General features: G+C 73.4%; 12 protein-coding genes, 2 tRNA genes, 1 other RNA gene and 1 pseudogene. 8 read left to right on the top strand and 8 right to left on the bottom strand.

Going from position 1 to position 15,996, the window contains the following annotated elements; translation table 11 throughout:
* Nucleotides 1-131: 131 nt before the first annotated feature.
* Both DC008_RS16580 and DC008_RS16575 read left to right on the top strand, forming a co-directional pair.
* The gene (locus DC008_RS16580) at nucleotides 132-1,427 is read left to right on the top strand and encodes a phosphatase PAP2 family protein (protein ID WP_108710727.1); all 1,296 of its coding nucleotides are present in this window, start codon (nucleotides 132-134) and stop codon (nucleotides 1,425-1,427) included.
* Between the two features lie 138 nt (nucleotides 1,428-1,565).
* Nucleotides 1,566-2,069, top strand: a complete 504-nt coding sequence (locus tag DC008_RS16575) for a COG4315 family predicted lipoprotein (protein ID WP_235073229.1) — start codon at nucleotides 1,566-1,568, stop codon at nucleotides 2,067-2,069.
* Nucleotides 2,070-2,078: 9 nt separating this feature from the next.
* Here the strand turns inward: DC008_RS16575 and DC008_RS16570 are convergent, their stop codons facing one another.
* Together DC008_RS16570 and DC008_RS16565 are read right to left on the bottom strand one after the other, a co-directional pair.
* Nucleotides 2,079-2,654 carry a DUF6529 family protein gene (locus DC008_RS16570; protein WP_244221364.1) on the bottom strand — a complete coding sequence of 192 codons (576 nt, stop codon included), beginning with the start codon at nucleotides 2,652-2,654 and terminating at the stop codon, nucleotides 2,079-2,081.
* Between the two features lie 211 nt (nucleotides 2,655-2,865).
* Nucleotides 2,866-2,953: transfer RNA gene (locus DC008_RS16565), tRNA-Ser, on the bottom strand.
* Nucleotides 2,954-3,026: 73 nt separating this feature from the next.
* On the opposite strand from DC008_RS16565, the gene ffs reads away from it, so the two are divergent.
* The 6 genes and pseudogenes from ffs (at nucleotide 3,027) to DC008_RS16535 (ending at nucleotide 11,784) form a co-directional block, all read left to right on the top strand.
* Nucleotides 3,027-3,121, top strand: an RNA gene (gene ffs / locus DC008_RS16560) — signal recognition particle sRNA small type.
* Nucleotides 3,122-3,172: 51 nt separating this feature from the next.
* A complete protein-coding gene (locus DC008_RS16555) occupies nucleotides 3,173-5,392 on the top strand; it encodes a DNA polymerase III subunit gamma and tau (RefSeq protein WP_108707643.1) in 2,220 nt (739 codons plus the stop codon).
* A 152-nt stretch (nucleotides 5,393-5,544) separates the two neighbouring features.
* A pseudogene (gene purD, locus DC008_RS16550) lies at nucleotides 5,545-6,797 on the top strand (phosphoribosylamine--glycine ligase).
* 313 nt (nucleotides 6,798-7,110) lie between these two features.
* Entirely contained in the window at nucleotides 7,111-8,907 is a 1,797-nt protein-coding gene (locus DC008_RS16545) for a M48 family metalloprotease (protein ID WP_244221495.1), read from the top strand.
* A 381-nt stretch (nucleotides 8,908-9,288) separates the two neighbouring features.
* Entirely contained in the window at nucleotides 9,289-10,779 is a 1,491-nt protein-coding gene (locus tag DC008_RS16540) for a N,N-dimethylformamidase beta subunit family domain-containing protein (protein WP_108707641.1), read from the top strand.
* 105 nt (nucleotides 10,780-10,884) lie between these two features.
* Nucleotides 10,885-11,784: a phosphoribosylaminoimidazolesuccinocarboxamide synthase gene (locus DC008_RS16535; RefSeq protein WP_108707640.1), complete on the top strand. Its 900-nt coding sequence runs from the start codon at nucleotides 10,885-10,887 to the stop codon at nucleotides 11,782-11,784.
* 7 nt (nucleotides 11,785-11,791) lie between these two features.
* On the opposite strand, the gene DC008_RS16530 is transcribed toward DC008_RS16535, so the two are convergent.
* From DC008_RS16530 to DC008_RS16505, 6 genes are all read right to left on the bottom strand, one after another.
* A complete protein-coding gene (locus tag DC008_RS16530) occupies nucleotides 11,792-12,235 on the bottom strand; it encodes a glutaredoxin domain-containing protein (RefSeq protein WP_108707639.1) in 444 nt (147 codons plus the stop codon).
* Between the two features lie 68 nt (nucleotides 12,236-12,303).
* Nucleotides 12,304-12,379 (bottom strand) — tRNA-Gly (locus DC008_RS16525).
* 22 nt (nucleotides 12,380-12,401) lie between these two features.
* Nucleotides 12,402-13,016 (bottom strand): response regulator transcription factor, encoded by a 615-nt coding sequence (locus DC008_RS16520; RefSeq protein WP_108707638.1) that lies wholly within the window; start codon nucleotides 13,014-13,016, stop codon nucleotides 12,402-12,404.
* Complete coding sequence (locus DC008_RS16515; protein ID WP_108707637.1) at nucleotides 13,013-14,239, bottom strand: sensor histidine kinase; 1,227 nt, start codon at nucleotides 14,237-14,239, stop codon at nucleotides 13,013-13,015. The genes DC008_RS16520 and DC008_RS16515 overlap by 4 nt, the downstream gene beginning before the upstream one ends.
* A 16-nt stretch (nucleotides 14,240-14,255) precedes the next feature.
* Nucleotides 14,256-15,032 carry an ABC transporter permease gene (locus DC008_RS16510; RefSeq protein WP_108707636.1) on the bottom strand — a complete coding sequence of 259 codons (777 nt, stop codon included), beginning with the start codon at nucleotides 15,030-15,032 and terminating at the stop codon, nucleotides 14,256-14,258.
* Nucleotides 15,029-15,988 (bottom strand): ABC transporter ATP-binding protein, encoded by a 960-nt coding sequence (locus DC008_RS16505; RefSeq protein ID WP_108707635.1) that lies wholly within the window; start codon nucleotides 15,986-15,988, stop codon nucleotides 15,029-15,031. The genes DC008_RS16510 and DC008_RS16505 overlap by 4 nt, the downstream gene beginning before the upstream one ends.
* Between the last annotated feature and the right edge of the window lie 8 nt (nucleotides 15,989-15,996).

Below are 15,996 nucleotides of genomic sequence, written 5' to 3'. Positions count from 1 at the left end.
GCCTACCGCGCTTCGGTACCATGCTCGAACTCACGAACGAGTGCTGACGACCGCCCTTCACACATCGGCCGAGACCATTGATATCCAACACATCGCAGACGTTCGCGCGAATAGGCAGCCGGCAGCGTGCGCTGGTGTGGTCCGCCGTGGGCGTGGTCGCCCTGGGGTTCCTGATCGCACTGGAGGTGGCCGCCCGCCACTACGGTGAGCCGGGCCCCCTCACCAACCAGGTCCGTGAGATCGCGTTCCCGCCCAAGTCCGGCTTCCTGCTCTACGCGGGCATGGGCCTGATGATGGTCGTCCTCACCTGGCGGGAACGCCTCATCGCGCTCGGCGCGGCCCTCGGCGTCGATCTGGCCGTCCTCGCCGTGCGCTGGGCCACCGGCACGCTGCCGGTCCTGGGCGGGGACGAGGGCCACCCCTTCGGCAACGGCGCGCTGTGCGTGGTCCTCGGCTGCGCGGTCGTCGCCGTCACCCGCCGCACGGGAGCCGAACGTCTCCTGCTCCTCAAGGGCGTCGGTCTGGCACTGCTCCTGGTCGCCGGCCGCAAGACCGGCGACACCTGGCTGCTGATCACGTCGAAGACCCAGCCGCAGGTGCTCGATCCGTACGTGGCCATCGCCGACAACGCGCTCGGCAACCCCTCCTGGGTCGTCGGCCGGATCGTCGAGGCCTCGGGCCCGGTCGGCGCCCACATCCTCGACTACGTCTACGTGCAGCTCGCGGTCGCAGCGGTCCTCGTCGCGCTCTACCAGCTGCGCCATGTGGCGGCCGAGCGCCGCTTCCCGAGCCACCACCTGGTGCGCACGTTCCTCGTGATCGGCCTGCTCGGCCCCGGTATCTACATGATCTTCCCGGTGGTCGGCCCGGTCTTCGCGTACGGCCCCGACGGCGGGCCCTGGGCGACGGCCGACATCTGGCCCCACACGGTGCCGGCGCTCGCCGCCCCGCACCCGATCCCGTTCGACGGCATCACCCCGCGCAACTGCATGCCCAGCCTGCACACGGCCTGGGCCACCGCGATCTTCATCCACTCCCGCCGCGGGCCCCGCCCGCTGCGCTGGGCGGGCACGTTCTGGCTGGTCGCCACCCTCGGCGCGACCCTGGGCTTCGGCTACCACTACGGCGTCGACCTCGTCGCCGGTGTGGTCTTCACCCTCACCATCGAGGCGGCCCTGCGCGCGACGTCCCGCGGCTGGGACCGCGCGGGCGCCCGCCTGGTCGCCCACGGCGCCGCGGTGTTCACCGCACTCCTGCTGTCGTACCGCTTCATCCCCCTGGAGATGGGCCGCCACCCCTGGCTCTTCGGCCCCCTCCTGCTGGGCGCGATGGCCTCGGTGATCTACGGCTACCTCCGCACGACCCGGGCCTGGGACCCGAAGCCCACCCCGGCCCTGCGTCCGGAACCCCAGCCCGAGATGGCCTGACCGGACGGCGGCAACGGACGGCGTCGCCGAGCACTCGCCGTCTGCTGTGGCCGGGCGGTCCGCTTCGTTGTCTACTGGGACTCACGTGACGCGCGCGCCCAGAGCGGAAGCCGTACCCCATTCTCCGAGGCGATTCTCGTGAACATTCACGTCCGAGCACTTGTCGCTGCCACCGGAACAGCCCTCCTGCTGTGCGGGACGTCCGTCGCCCACGCCGCCGGCGCCCCGTCGGCGACCGGGACCAAAGCGGCGTCCTCCGTGACGGTGACCACCAAGAACACGTCACTGGGGAAGATCCTCGTCAACGACAAGGGGCACACCCTCTATCTGTTCGAGTCCGACAAGAAGGACAAGTCCACCTGCAACGACGCCTGCGCGGAGGCGTGGCCGCCGCTGAAGGCGGACGGCAAGGTCGTCGCCAAGGGCGGCGTGGACAGCAAACTGCTCGACACCATCAAGCGCAGCGACGGCTCGAAGCAGGTGACGTACAAGGGGCAGCCCCTCTACACGTTCGCCGACGACACGAAGGCCGGGCAGACCAACGGCCAGGGCGTCGACGCCTTCGGCGCCAAGTGGTTCGTGCTGGGCACCGACGGCAAGAAGATCACCAAGCAGCCAGCGTCCCAGAACGGCGGCTACTGAGCGCCCGCGTCACGTCAGCCCCGGCGCGTGGAACCCGTTCAGCTGCCACAGCGCGGCGGTGTACCAGAGCAGGGCGATCGCGCAGAAGAGCAGGCCGCCGACGAGCGGCAGCGTCCACCCGGGGAACCGCCGGCTGCGCACCACGACGACCTTCGCGGCGAAGGCGCCGTACAGGACGCAGCCGGTGACCGAGTGGATCGCCACCCGTGGCGAGGTCAGCTCGATGCCGTACGCGCTCAGGCACTGGTAGGCGATCGGCACCGAGAGCAGGAAGGCGAGCAGTCCGGTCACCCGGTGCGCGCGGGGCACGGCGCGCGGGGCCCGCTTCGCCCCGGGCAGCAGGCCGTACATCCAGGCGGCCAGCAGCAGCTGGACGAGCGCGAGCCCGAGCAGGGCGCTGCCCAGCCGGGCCTTGAGCTCCATGGCCTCGTCGTATCGGGCCCCGAACAGGCTGCTGTTCGGATCGGGCGTCACGCCCCGCCCCACGAACCAGATGCCCAGGCCCACGGCCACGGGGATCAGCAGCAGGGCCGCGGCACGCCCCTTGCCCGTCGGGCCGCGGGAGGGGTCGGGGTGCTGTTCCACGAGGGCTCCGTACGAAGGCGACGACCGGACCCTCACCATGGCGCCGCCCCCGCCCGACGCCCGGCCGACCGCCCCGCCGGCCCACCGGGAATCACCCGATGGACGGCCGCCGCGTGTGACTGACGCCACGCTGAGCGAGAAGGGCCCGGACAATGTCGAAGGGCCCCACCGCGAACGGTGGGGCCCTTCGACATCGTGCCCGGTGAGGCACTGGCGGAGGATACGAGATTCGAACTCGTGAGGGGTTGCCCCCAACACGCTTTCCAAGCGTGCGCCCTAGGCCTCTAGGCGAATCCTCCGCCGCAAACAATACAAGACGTTGAGGAGTGCTCGCGAACTCGTTCCCCGCCCCCGTCATCGGGTACTGTTTGGGCAGCCCCTCACGCGGCGCTATCTGACTGAACTCCCCCAGGGCCGGAAGGCAGCAAGGGTAGGTCGGCTCTGGCGGGTGCGTGAGGGGCGTTCGCGTGCCCCGGGGGCGGGACCCGATGTCAGTGCACGCCTATAACCTCGTAGGCGTGTCGTCTCTCGCGCTGTACCGCCGCTATCGCCCGGAGTCGTTCGCCGAGGTCATCGGGCAGGAGCATGTCACCGACCCGTTGCAGCAGGCGCTGCGGAACAACCGGGTCAATCACGCGTACCTGTTCAGCGGTCCGCGCGGTTGCGGCAAGACGACCAGCGCACGGATCCTGGCCCGCTGTCTGAACTGCGAGCAGGGCCCCACGCCGACCCCCTGCGGGACATGCCAGTCCTGCCAGGACCTCGCGCGCAACGGCCCGGGCTCCATCGACGTCATCGAGATCGACGCGGCTTCGCACGGTGGTGTGGACGACGCCCGTGAGCTGCGCGAGAAGGCGTTCTTCGGGCCCGCCTCCAGTCGATACAAGATCTACATCATCGACGAGGCCCACATGGTCACGTCGGCCGGCTTCAACGCCCTGCTGAAGGTCGTCGAGGAGCCACCGGAGCACCTGAAGTTCATCTTCGCCACGACCGAGCCCGAGAAGGTCATCGGGACGATCCGGTCCCGGACCCACCACTACCCGTTCCGGCTGGTCCCGCCCGGCACCCTGCGGGAGTACCTGGGCGACGTCTGCCGTCGCGAGGACATCCCCGTGGAGGACGGCGGGCTCCCGCTCGTCGTGCGCGCGGGCCAGGGGTCCGTACGTGACTCCATGTCCGTCATGGACCAGCTTCTCGCCGGGGCGCGGGAGGAGGGTGTGACGTATGCCATGGCCACCTCCCTCCTCGGGTACACCGAGGGTTCGCTGCTCGACTCCGTGGTGGAGGCCTTCGCGACCGGTGACGGCGCCGCCGCCTTCGAGGTCGTGGACCGCGTCATCGAGGGCGGGAACGACCCGCGGCGGTTCGTCGCCGACCTGCTGGAGCGGCTGCGGGACCTGGTGATCCTGGCCGCCGTGCCCGACGCCGCCGAGAAGGGGCTCATCGACGCCCCCGCCGACGTCCTGGAGCGGATGCAGGCCCAGGCCGGCACCTTCGGCGCCGCCGAGCTCAGCCGCGCCGCCGACCTGGTCAACCAGGGGCTGACCGAGATGCGCGGTGCCAACTCGCCCCGCCTCCAGCTCGAGCTGATCTGCGCGCGCGTGCTGTTGCCCGCCACCTATGGCGACGAGCGGTCCGTCATGGCCCGGCTCGACCGGTTGGAGCGAGGCGTCAGCTTCTCCGCGGGCGCCGGCGCCCCCGCGATGGGGTACGCCCCCGGTCCTGAGGCCCACGCCGCCCCCGCACCCGCCCAGGCCGCGCCCCCGCAGGCCGCCCCTCCGGTGCCGCCCGGCGGGGGACTGGCCGCCGCCCGAGCCGCCGTACGGGGTCCCGCCCCGGAGACGCCGGTCGCGCCAGCGGGTGCGCCGACGGCAGAGCCACCTGCGCCCCCCGCCCCCGCCGCACAGCCCGCCCCGGCGCCCCAGGCCCCGCCCGCGCCCGCCGCCCCCGGCGCCTGGCCCACCGCCGCGCCCGCGGGCGGCGGCAGGCGACCCGGCGGCTGGCCCACGGCGGCCCCGGCGGGCGGTGGCACCGGCACCCCCGCGCCCACACCGGCACCCGCAGCCGCACCCGCACCTACGTCCACACCCGCACCGGCACCCGCAGCCGCAGCCGCCCCCGCGGCCGTCGCGGCCGGAGGCCTTGACCCCCGCCAGTTGTGGCCGAACATCCTGGAGGCGGTCAAGAACCGCCGCCGCTTCACCTGGATCCTGCTCAGCCAGAACGCCCAGGTCGCGGGCTTCGACGGCACCACCCTCCAGCTCGGCTTCGTCAACGCGGGCGCGCGGGACAACTTCGCGAGCAGTGGCAGCGAGGACGTGCTGCGGCAGGCGCTGTCCGAGCAGTTCCACGTGCAGTGGAAGATCGAGGCGATCGTCGACCCGTCGGGCGGCGCCTCGGCGCCCCCGGCCCCGGGCGGATCCCCCGGCTTCGGCGGTGGAGGCGGAGTCCCGGCTCCCGGCGGCCACGGCGGCTACGGAGGTCAGAGCGGCGGCCCGGGCGGTTCGGCCGCCCCGCGCCCGGCGCCGGCCCCGTCCGCGGCACCGGCGGCCCCCTCGGCGCCGTCACCCGCCCCCGCGCCCCGGCCCAGCGCCCCCGAGCCGCCCTCCGTCTCCCTGGAGGACGACATCCCGGAGGACGACGACCCCGACCTCAACGAGTCGGCGCTGTCCGGCCGCGAGCTGATCGTGCGGGAGCTGGGCGCGACGGTGGTCGAGGAGATCACGAACGAGTAGGCGGCCGGGACAACGAGCAGGCGGCCGGGGCCGGGCCCGTCCTCGCGAGCCGCTCCGGCGCTCCCGCACCCGGCCGGTTTTGGAGGAACGCACAGGTCCCCCGCCCCCGGCCCCTCGGCATCCCGCACAAGAAGGCCGTTAGGCTGACCCCCGTGAAGGTCCTCGTCATCGGTAGCGGCGCCCGCGAACACGCCCTGTGCCGCTCCCTGTCCCTCGACCCCGATGTCACCGCGCTGCACTGCGCGCCCGGCAACGCCGGCATCGCCGAGGTCGCCGAACTGCACCAGGTCGACGCCCTCGACGGCGAGGCCGTCTCCGCGCTGGCCGAACGGCTCGGCGCCGAGCTCGTGGTCGTCGGACCGGAGGCACCCCTCGTCGCGGGGGTCGCCGACGCCGTGCGCGAGGCGGGCATCCCGGTGTTCGGCCCCTCCAAGGAGGCCGCGCAGCTCGAGGGCTCCAAGGCGTTCGCCAAGGACGTCATGGCCTCGGCCGGCGTCCCCACGGCCCGCTCCTACGTCTGCACCACCCCCGCCGAGGTCGACGAGGCCCTGGACGCCTTCGGCGCCCCCTACGTCGTCAAGGACGACGGTCTGGCGGCCGGCAAGGGCGTCGTCGTGACCGCCGACCTCGACGCGGCCCGCGCGCACGCCAACGCCTGCGAGCGCGTCGTCATCGAGGAGTTCCTGGACGGCCCGAGGTCTCCCTCTTCGCCATCACCGACGGACAGGCGGTGCTGCCGCTCCAGCCCGCGCAGGACTTCAAGCGCGCGCTCGACGGCGACGAGGGCCCGAACACCGGCGGCATGGGCGCGTACTCGCCGCTGCCGTGGGCGGACCCGAAGCTGGTCGAGGAGGTCCTGGAGACGGTCCTCCGGCCGACCGTCGACGAGATGCGCCGCCGCGGCACCCCGTTCTCCGGGCTCCTCTACGCCGGTCTCGCGATCACCTCGCGGGGCGTGCGCGTGATCGAGTTCAACGCCCGCTTCGGCGACCCGGAGACCCAGGTCGTCCTCGCCCGGCTGAAGACCCCGCTGGCCGGAGTCCTGCTGGCCGCCGCCAAGGGCCACCTCGCCGACCTGGAGCCGCTGCGCTGGAGCGACGACTCCGCGGTCACCGTGGTCGTCGCCTCGCACAACTACCCCGGCACCCCCCGCACCGGCGACCCGATCAGCGGCCTCGACGAGGTGGCCGCCCAGGACGCCCCGCACGCCTACGTGCTGCACGCCGGCACCCGCCGCAACGGCGACGCGGTCGTCAGCGCCGGTGGCCGTGTGCTGTCCGTCACCGCGACCGGCGGCGACCTCACCGAGGCCCGCGGCCGCGCCTACCGGGCCGTGGCCCGCATCGGCCTGGACGGCTCCCAGCACCGTACGGACATCGCCGCGAAGGCCGCCGCCGACGCGTAGCCGCCCCCGCCGGCCAACCCGCCGGGCCCCGGATCCGTCTCAGGATCCGGGGCCCGACGTATGCCGGGACCAGAGGTCCGACCCTCGCCGTCCGTCATCCACCTTTCCCCAAAGCCATTCCATCGAGTGACCGATGGCCCAACCGGCTGACGTGGGTCGACGCCCCAACTACTGTGCCGCGCAGGCGTTCCGGCACTTGGCCCACCGGCATTGCGATGTCGGTGGCGGGTGCCACAGTGGGGGAGTGAGCAGAGCCAGGACAGTTCCGACGACCAGGGCAGCGCGGAGGGGGTGAGGTCCGGCCGTGACCGGAATGGGGATGGAAGCGGGGGCTCAGGGCGCGCGTGCCCGGGCGCTGGCGGTGCTGCGCGTCCGCAGCCGCGCGCTCGCCGTCGCCCTGCTGCCCGCCGCCTTCGCGGTGGTGCTGCTCGCCGGACCGTCCACCGGGCATCTCACCGGCCCCGGCTGGGACGCCGTGCGCTGGGTGCTCACCCCGTTCGCCGCCCTCGTCCTCCTCGCCGCCGCGGTGGTGGCGCTGGTCGTCGCCCGGGCCCGGCCCGCCGTCACACCCACGGTGACGATCGGCGAGGAGCAGGCCCCCGACCTCTACCGGCTGGTGCGCGACCTCGCCGACCGGCTGGACGTCCCGGCCCCGTCCGCGATAGCGCTCACCCCCGACTGCGACAGCTGGCTGGAGGACCGCACCCATCGGTCCCACGGCCCGCCCCCGCCCGAGGAGCCCGCGGACGACGGGCTCAACGGCCTGCGCGGCGGCGGGCGCGGCCCCCATCGCCGTACGCCGGCCGCGCCGGTCCTCGTCATCGGCTCGCCGTTCCTGTGGTGGATGCGGGTCGGGGAGCTGCGTGCCGTCCTCGCCCCGGTCGTCGCCGGCACCGGGCCCTCCGCGCACCCCGACATAGCCCAGGCCCGGCGCTTCGTCCGGGGACTGGACGCCGCCGTGGCCGTCGCCGCCACGGGCGGCCGCTGTCCCGGGTCGCGGGCGGTGTGCGCGGGCCTCGGCCGGGTGGCGCGTCTGCTGCTGCGCGGCTGCCGGGAGCACGCCGCCGAGATGGAGCGCGGAGTGGCCGCGGCGGCCGCCGAGCGTGCACAGGCTGTGGACTACGGCCTGCGGATCGTCGCCCAGGAGCAGGTCGGTCTGGCCTACGCGGGCTGGGACCGGCTGCTGACGCGGGTCGCGCTGCCGGCCTGGCGGATGGGCCGCTGGCCGTCCCGGCTGGACGCGGGTGTGGTCGCCGCCCTCACCGAGCTGTCACGGCGGGACCGCCTGGCGGAGGGCTTCGCCTCCCGGCTCGGCGAACGCCCCGCCTGCGACCTCCTCGAGGAGCCCGGCGCGATCGACGAGGCCGCGTCCCTGCTGGCCGCCCGGCTGTTCCACGGCGGCCCGGCCGAGACCGGCCCGGACTGGTCGCCGGTGGGCTGGCAGGAGTACCCGGAGGAGGTCGTCGACCGCACCTGGCGCACGGACGCGGCCCGCCTCCACCGCGTCCTCGACGCCCTCGGCGTCCGCCGCCACCCCGGGGACGCGCCCCCCGGCTCCGACGGCCCCACCCTCTCCCGGGTCCTCGACCACCTCACGGCACCCCCGGACGAAGCCCACCTCACGGCTCCTCAGGACGAAGCCCACCTTCCGGCCCCTCTGCCCACCCCGACCCCCGAGCTCCCGGACGACCTCTCCCCCTACGAGGACCAGGAGACCGAGCGGAGTTCCGCTCTCGCCGCGGGGCTCACCGCCGAGCTGGCCCGCGAGGAGGCCGCCGCCCCCGCCGGGCCGCCGACGGCCCTCACCCCCGACACCACGCTGCTGGACATCGGGACGCTCCCGCTCTTCCCGCTCCAGCCGCCCCGCAGCTCCCGCGAGCTGCTCACCGACCATGTGACCGCGATGGTCTGCTGCGCGGCCATGGACACCGCGGGCGCCACCCCGGGCCTGGACTGGCTCGACGGACCCACGCTGCTCATCAACGGCGAACGCGCCACCGACCTGGCCCCCCGGGTCCTCCGCCTCATCGAGGACGGCGATCCGGCGCCCCTGCGGGCCTGGCTCGTGGAGTCCGGGATACGCCCCGAGAAGCCGGTACGCCTGGTCTGACAGGCGAGGACGCGACGGAGACGGCGGACAGGCCTCCCGGGGAACGCCGAATTCAGTCGGAGCCCCCGGTTCCACTTTCGGCCAATTCGCAACGAATAGTGACAGGAAGCGAGCGCAATGTGATGTGCTGGGGTCGAAGCGCATATGGCAAGGGCTTACGCCACGCCGACCGGTGAGGTCCAGCCGCACGGCAGCACCACCGGGCAAGCGCATCAGGCGTACGACAGGCACCACCGGCACCGGAAGCACGACGGGCACCACCCGGCACCGTGAGCACGACGTGCACCACCGCAGCACCGGTCGGCCCGGCGTGCCCGCCACGCCAGGGCCACGGCACGACGCTCGATGTGCGACCACCGGGGACAAGGGAGGGGTACGGCCATGGGGTCGGAGCAGATCCGCCGCTGGGAGTCGGGAGCTCTCGCGCACGCCGTGACGGACCCCTTCGGCCAGGGCCCGGTCCCCTGGCTGCGCGGCAACGTGACGTACTTCGACGACACGGGCCAGGTCGTCCCCTGGTACGTGGACGGACAGGCCCACCCGCCGACGGCCGGCACCCCCCGGGTCCCCGCGCCCCGCAGCGCCGGACCCCGCTCGGCGGACGACGTCCACCGCCAGATCAAGGGGTTCACCTCCACCGGCGCGGTCGCGCCCGGCGAGGCGGTCGACTTCCACATCACGGTCGACCCGCCCCAGGAGTTCGCCGTCGACATCTACCGCATCGGCCACTACGGCGGGGACGGCGCCGCCAAGATCACCACCAGCCCCCGGCTGTCCGGCATCGTGCAGCCCGCCCCGCTCACCGCCGACCGCACGGTCTCCTGCCACCACTGGTGGCTGTCCTGGCGCCTGCAGATCCCCAGCTACTGGAGCAACGGCGCCTATGTCGCCGTCCTCACCACCCACGACGGCTACCGCTCCCACATCCCGTTCACCGTCCGCGACAACCACCCGGCGGACCTGCTCCTGCTCCTGCCCGATGTGACCTGGCAGGCGTACAACCTCTACCCGGAGGACGGCCGCCTCGGCGCCAGCCTGTACCACGCCTGGGACGAGGACGGCCGGCTGCTCGGCGAGGACGACGCCGCCACGACGGTCTCCTTCGACCGCCCGTACGCGGGCGCCGGCCTGCCCCTGCACGTCGGCCACGCCTACGACTTCATCCGCTGGGCCGAGCGCTACGGCTACGACATCGCCTACGCCGACGCCCGCGACCTGCACGGCGGCCACGTCGACCCGACCCGGTACCGGGGCCTGGTCTTCCCCGGCCACGACGAGTACTGGTCGGTGAACATGCGCCGCACGGTCGAACTCGCCCGGGAGAACGGCACGTCCCTGGTGTTCCTCTCCGCCAACTCCATGTACTGGCAGGTCGAGTTGGGTCCCTCGCCGTCCGGTGTCCCGGACCGCCTGCTCACCTGCCGCAAGCGCAGGGGCCCCGGCCGCCCGGTGCTCTGGCGGGAGATCGACCGCCCGGAGCAGGAGCTCATCGGCATCCAGTACGCCGGGCAGGTCCCCGAGCCGCACCCACTGATCGTCCGCAACGCCGACCACTGGCTGTGGGAGGCCACCGGCGCCCATGAGGGCGACGAGATCCCGGGCCTGGTGGCGGGCGAGGCCGACCGCTACTTCCCGCGCACCCCGCTGCCCGGCCACGAGGAGCGCATCCTGCTGGCGCACTCCCCGTACGCCGACCGGCACGGGGTGCTGCGCCACCAGGAGACGTCGCTGTACCGCGCGCACTCCGGCGCCCTGGTCTTCGCCTCGGGCACCTTCGCCTGGTCCCCGGCGCTGGACCGGCCGGGCCATGTCGACCCGCGCGTCCAGCGCGCCACCGCCAACCTCCTGGACCGCATCTGCAAGCGTGACTGAGCTCACGCGGCACGGCCCCGGCCCCGCTCCGGGCCCACCCCCGGTCCGCGGTCGGCGCCCCGTACGGGACAATCGACGCATTGGACAGACTTACGGGGAGGAACCGTGTCCGGATTCGTAGAAAAGCCCGAACCGCTTCAGGTTCCGGGCCTGGTGCACCTGCACACCGGCAAGGTGCGCGAGCTGTACCAGAACGAGGCCGGTGACCTCGTGATGGTCGCCAGCGATCGCCTGTCCGCCTACGACTGGGTGCTGCCCACAGAGATCCCGGACAAGGGCCGCATCCTCACCCAGCTCTCCCTGTGGTGGTTCGACCAGCTCGCCGACCTGGTCCCCAACCATGTGCTGAGCACCGAGGTGCCCGCCGGCGCCCCCGCCGACTGGGCGGGCCGCACCCTCGTCTGCAAGTCGCTGCGGATGATCCCGGTCGAGGCCGTGGCCCGCGGCTACCTCACCGGCTCCGGCCTCACCGAGTACAACGACACCCGCACGGTCTGCGGTCTGGCCCTCCCCGAGGGTCTGGTCGACGGCTCGGAGCTGCCCGCGCCGATCTTCACCCCGGCCACCAAGGCCGCCGTCGGCGAGCACGACGAGAACGTCTCCTACGAGGAGGTCGCCCGCCAGGTCGGCGCGGACACCGCCGCCCAGCTGCGGCAGACGACGCTCGCCGTGTACGCGCGGGGCCGGGACATCGCCCGGGAGCGCGGCATCATCCTCGCGGACACCAAGTTCGAGTTCGGCTTCGACGGGGACACCCTGGTCATCGCCGACGAGGTCCTCACCCCGGACTCCTCCCGCTTCTGGCCGGCCGAGCAGTGGGAGCCGGGCCGCCCGCAGCCGTCGTACGACAAGCAGTTCGTACGGGACTGGCTGACCTCGCCGGCCTCCGGCTGGGACCGCGCGAGCGAGCAGCCCCCGCCGCCCCTGCCCCAAGACGTCGTGGACGCGACCCGCGCCAAGTACGTCGAGGCCTACGAACGCCTGACCGGCACGACCTGGAGCTGAGCGCCCCTCAGCCGCGGCCCGGCAGGGCGAGCCACTCGCGCACCCGGCGCGGGTCCGGATTGGTGTGCGGCCGCCCGGCGACGACGACCGTCGGCACGGTCTCGTCGCCGCCGTTGGCCGCCCTGACCTCCGCCGCCCCGGCCGGGTCACGCCAGATGTCCACCCAGTGCGCCCGGCGGCCCCGAAGGCCCAGCCGGAAGCGCAGCCGCAGACAGTAGGCGCAGCCCGGCCGCCAGTAGACGACGGGGCGGCCGTCGGCGTCACTGCGCCGCCGCGCCTCCTCGGCCCCCACGGACCGGGGGAAGACCAGCGGGGAGTGCACCGCCGCGATCAGCAGGGACACCGCTGCCGCGGTCAGCGCCCCGGTCCGGTCTCCGCCCAGGAGCAGCGCGGCCGTCAGGACGGCGCCGCCGAGCGCGAACCGGGCCGCCGGGGTCCACCTGCGTGTCATGGTCACGCACGCTAGCCGCTGCCCCGGCACATGCCAAAGGCCCCGGTCGATGACCGGGGCCTTTGCTGTGGAGCGAACGACGAGGTTCGAACTCGCGACCTCAACCTTGGCAAGGTTGCGCTCTACCAACTGAGCTACGTTCGCATGCGCCGTGGCGCGGGAACCACTATACCCAACCGCGGGAGCGTGCGAGGCGCACCGCCGCGTGCCGGTTCTCCGCCCCGAGTTTCGAGACGGCGGAGGACAGATAGTTCCGCACGGTCCCCTGGGACAGCGCGGCGCGCTCCGCGATCTCCGCCACGGGCGCCCCGTCGGCCGCGAGTTCCAGCACCTCGGCCTCCCGCGCGGTCAGCGGGGAGTCCCCGGCGGCGATGGCGTCGGCCGCCAACTCCGGGTCGACGTACCGGTTTCCGCGGTGCACGGTCCGGATGATCTCCGCGAGCCGCTGGGCGCTGACCGTCTTCGGGACGAATCCGCGCACACCCGCCTCAAGGGCCCGCTTCAGATGCCCGGGCCGCCCGTGACTGGTCACGATCAGCACCTGGCACCCGGGCAGTTCGGTCCGCAGCGCTGTGGCGACCTTCACACCGTCGGCCCCCGGCATCTGCAGATCCAGGACGGCGACATCGGGCCGGTGGGCCCGCGCCATGGCGAGCGCCTCTGGTCCGTCGGCCGCCTCGGCGACGATCACGAGGTCGTCCTCCAGGGACAGCAGCGTGGCGAGCGCGCCGCGGATCAGATGCTCGTCGTCGGCCAGCAGCAGCCGTACCGGCTCGCTCATACGACGGCCTCCCGGACACCCGCTCCGGCCAACGGCACCTCCGCCACCAGCCGGAACACCCCCTCCTCGACCCGGCCGGCCTCCAGCGTGCCGTCCACCGCGGCCAGCCGCTCGCGGAGCCCGGCGAGCCCGGAGCCCCCACCCCCGTCGGAGGCTCCGGCAGCCCCGTCGTTCTCCACCTTCAGCACCACGCGTCCCTCACTCACCCCTACATCCACCGTGCACCGCTCGGCGTTCCCGTGCCGCAGTACATTCGTGGTCGCCTCCCGCACCACCCAGGCCAGCGCCGACTGCACGTCGACCGGCAGCCCGGCCGCCTCCCCCGTCACCTCGCACGCGATCCCGGCCGCCGTCAACACGCCCTGCGCACCGGCGATCTCGACCTCCAGGTCGGCCTCCCGATAACCCCGTACGACGTCCCGCACCTCGCGCTGCGACTCCTGCGCGATCCGCTGCACCTCGATCATCTGCTCGACGGCCTCGGGCCGCCCGCGCCGCGCCAGCTGCACGGCGGGCTCGCTCTTCAACGCGATGACGGCGAGGTTGCGCCCCATCACGTCGTGCAGATCGCGCCCGAACCGCAGCCGCTCCTCGGCCACGGCGAGCCGCGCCCGGGTCTCGCGGGCCTCGTCGAGCTCGTAGACGGCCTTGAGCAGCCAGACGGAGAAGACGGCCGTGAAGGTGATGAAGCCGCAGCAGACCAGCACGAGCAGCGCGATGGTCAGCGCGCCGAGGACGGGCATCCCCGTCAGGACCGCGACGACGCCCGCGCCGCCCGCGAAACCGGCCAGCAGGGTGTACACGTGCCGGCGGCTGTCCAGGCCGAGCGCGATGATGCCCACGCCGAAGACGATCACGACGCCGATGACGCTGCCCGCCGCGGACCGGGCCTCCTCACCGCCCGGACCGTGCAGGGCGAGGGCGAGGGCCACGACGGAGATCAGCGCGGTGGCGGCACCGAGCGTCCACAGCGTCCGGACGGGCTGTTCCCGCCGCCCGCACACCCAGTCCACGGCCCGTGACACGGTCAGGGCGCTGATCGCCGCGTGCACGCAGACCAGGAGCAACAGCACGGCGCCCGGCCCGCCCTCGGTCCCGCGGACCACCGGCACCCCGGCCGAGAGGACCTCCATCACCGCGAAGAAGTGGAACGACCCTCGCGTGTACGCCTCCACCTTCGCCGGGGTGCTCTTGCCCCGCCACCACGTTCCCGGCCCGCGCATCCGCCGCTCTCCTAGGTCAACGCCGAGGTTCCCAGCGGAACCGTCGCCGTACAGCAAACACGGCCCCGACCGTCCAGACCAGCGCGACGAGGACCGCGCCCAGCGTCTCGGACGCCGACAGGTCACCGGTCCAGCCACCGCGTATCAGGGTGATCACCGGGGTCAGCGGCAGCAGTTCGCACGCCGACGCCACCCGGTCGGGCAGGACCTCCAGGGGCACCAGCATCCCGGAGAAGATCATGGAGAGGAACACCACGGGCAACGTCGTGACCTGCGCACTCTCCACGCTGCGGGTGAAGGAGGAGGTCACCGCGGCGAGCGTCGCGCACAGCACGAACCCCGACAGCAGGCCCAGCACGGCGAGATGGGGAGCGCGGGGCGCGCCCACATCGAGCAGGACGGTGCAGCCGATCGCCAGCACCACACTCTGCGCGAGGCCGGTGGCCACGGCCGGCAGCGCGGCCCCGGCGAGGATCTCGGTGTCGCGCGGCTCGCCGGTGCGCAGCCGCTTGAGGACGAGTTCCTCGCGCCGGGCGGTGTAGACGCTGACGAGCGTCGCGTACACCGCGTAGAGCAGTGAGAAGCCGATGGAGGCGGGCAGGATCACCGTGCCGAGGGTGAGACCCGCCTCCGCCAGGTCCATCTGCTTCGCCGCCTCGCGTGCGCTCAGCGGCAGGATCAGCGGCACGAACAGCGCCGCGAAGAGGGTGCCCCTGCTGCGTCCGAGCAGGGTCAGCTCGGCCCGGGCCAACGACGTCATACGCCCCATCGGGGTGGTGGTCGCCGTGCTCATGCCGCGTACTCCTTCGTCCCGGCGGTCCCCGCCGCCTCCCGCGCGATGCCGAGGAACGCCTCCTCCAGCGACGCCGATCGCACGTCCAGCCGCCGCAGCTCCACCCCGGCCTGCTCGGCCCACATCAGCAGCCGGGTCGCCGCCCACTGCAGCCGGTGGGTGCGCAGCCGTACGGACCGCCCCTCGACCTCGTGTCCGCTCACGCCCAGCTCGCCGAGCGGCGGCAGGTCGCCGAGGAAGTAGCCGTCGGGCAGTTCGAAGGTGATCCGTGAGGGCTGGGCCGCGGTCACCTCGGCGGGCGTCCCGGCCGCTGCGATCCGCCCCTCGTGCAGGATCGCGAGCCGGTCGGCGAGGTCCTCCGCCTCCTCCAGGTAGTGCGTGGTCAGCACCACGGTGGTGCCGTTGTCGCGCAGCGCCCGCACCAACTCCCAGGTGTCCCGGCGTCCTTCGGCGTCGAGCCCGGTCGTCGGTTCGTCGAGGAAGAGCACCTCGGGATCCCCGAGCAGGGCGAGCGCCAGGTCGAGGCGCCGCCGCTCCCCGCCGGACAGCTGCTTGACCCGTACGCGGGTCTTCCCGGCCAGCCCGACGAGGCCGAGCACCTCCAGCGGCGAGCGGGCCCCGCTCACACACCCCGCCCACATCCGCGCGGTCTCGGCGACGGTCAGCTCGGACGGGAAGCCGCCCTCCTGCAGCATCACGCCGGTGCGCGGCCGTACGGCGGCCCGCTCGGCGAAGGGGTCGTGCCCCAGCACCCGCACCCGGCCCCCGGCGGGCTCGGCCAGCCCTTCGAGGAGTTCCACGGTCGACGTCTTTCCGGCGCCGTTGGTGCCGAGCAGGGCGAAGACCTCTCCGCGCCGCACGGAGAACGAGACCCCGCGCACCGCCTCGAACCCGCCCCCGTAGACACGCCGGAGGTCGGTGACCTCGATCACGTGCTCGTGTTCTTTGATGTTCATGACATCAG

Source organism: Streptomyces nigra, from assembly GCF_003074055.1.
Lineage (GTDB): Bacteria > Actinomycetota > Actinomycetes > Streptomycetales > Streptomycetaceae > Streptomyces > Streptomyces nigra.
Note: the sequence above shows the minus strand (reverse complement) of the source record. Positions and strands in the feature narration are given on the sequence as shown.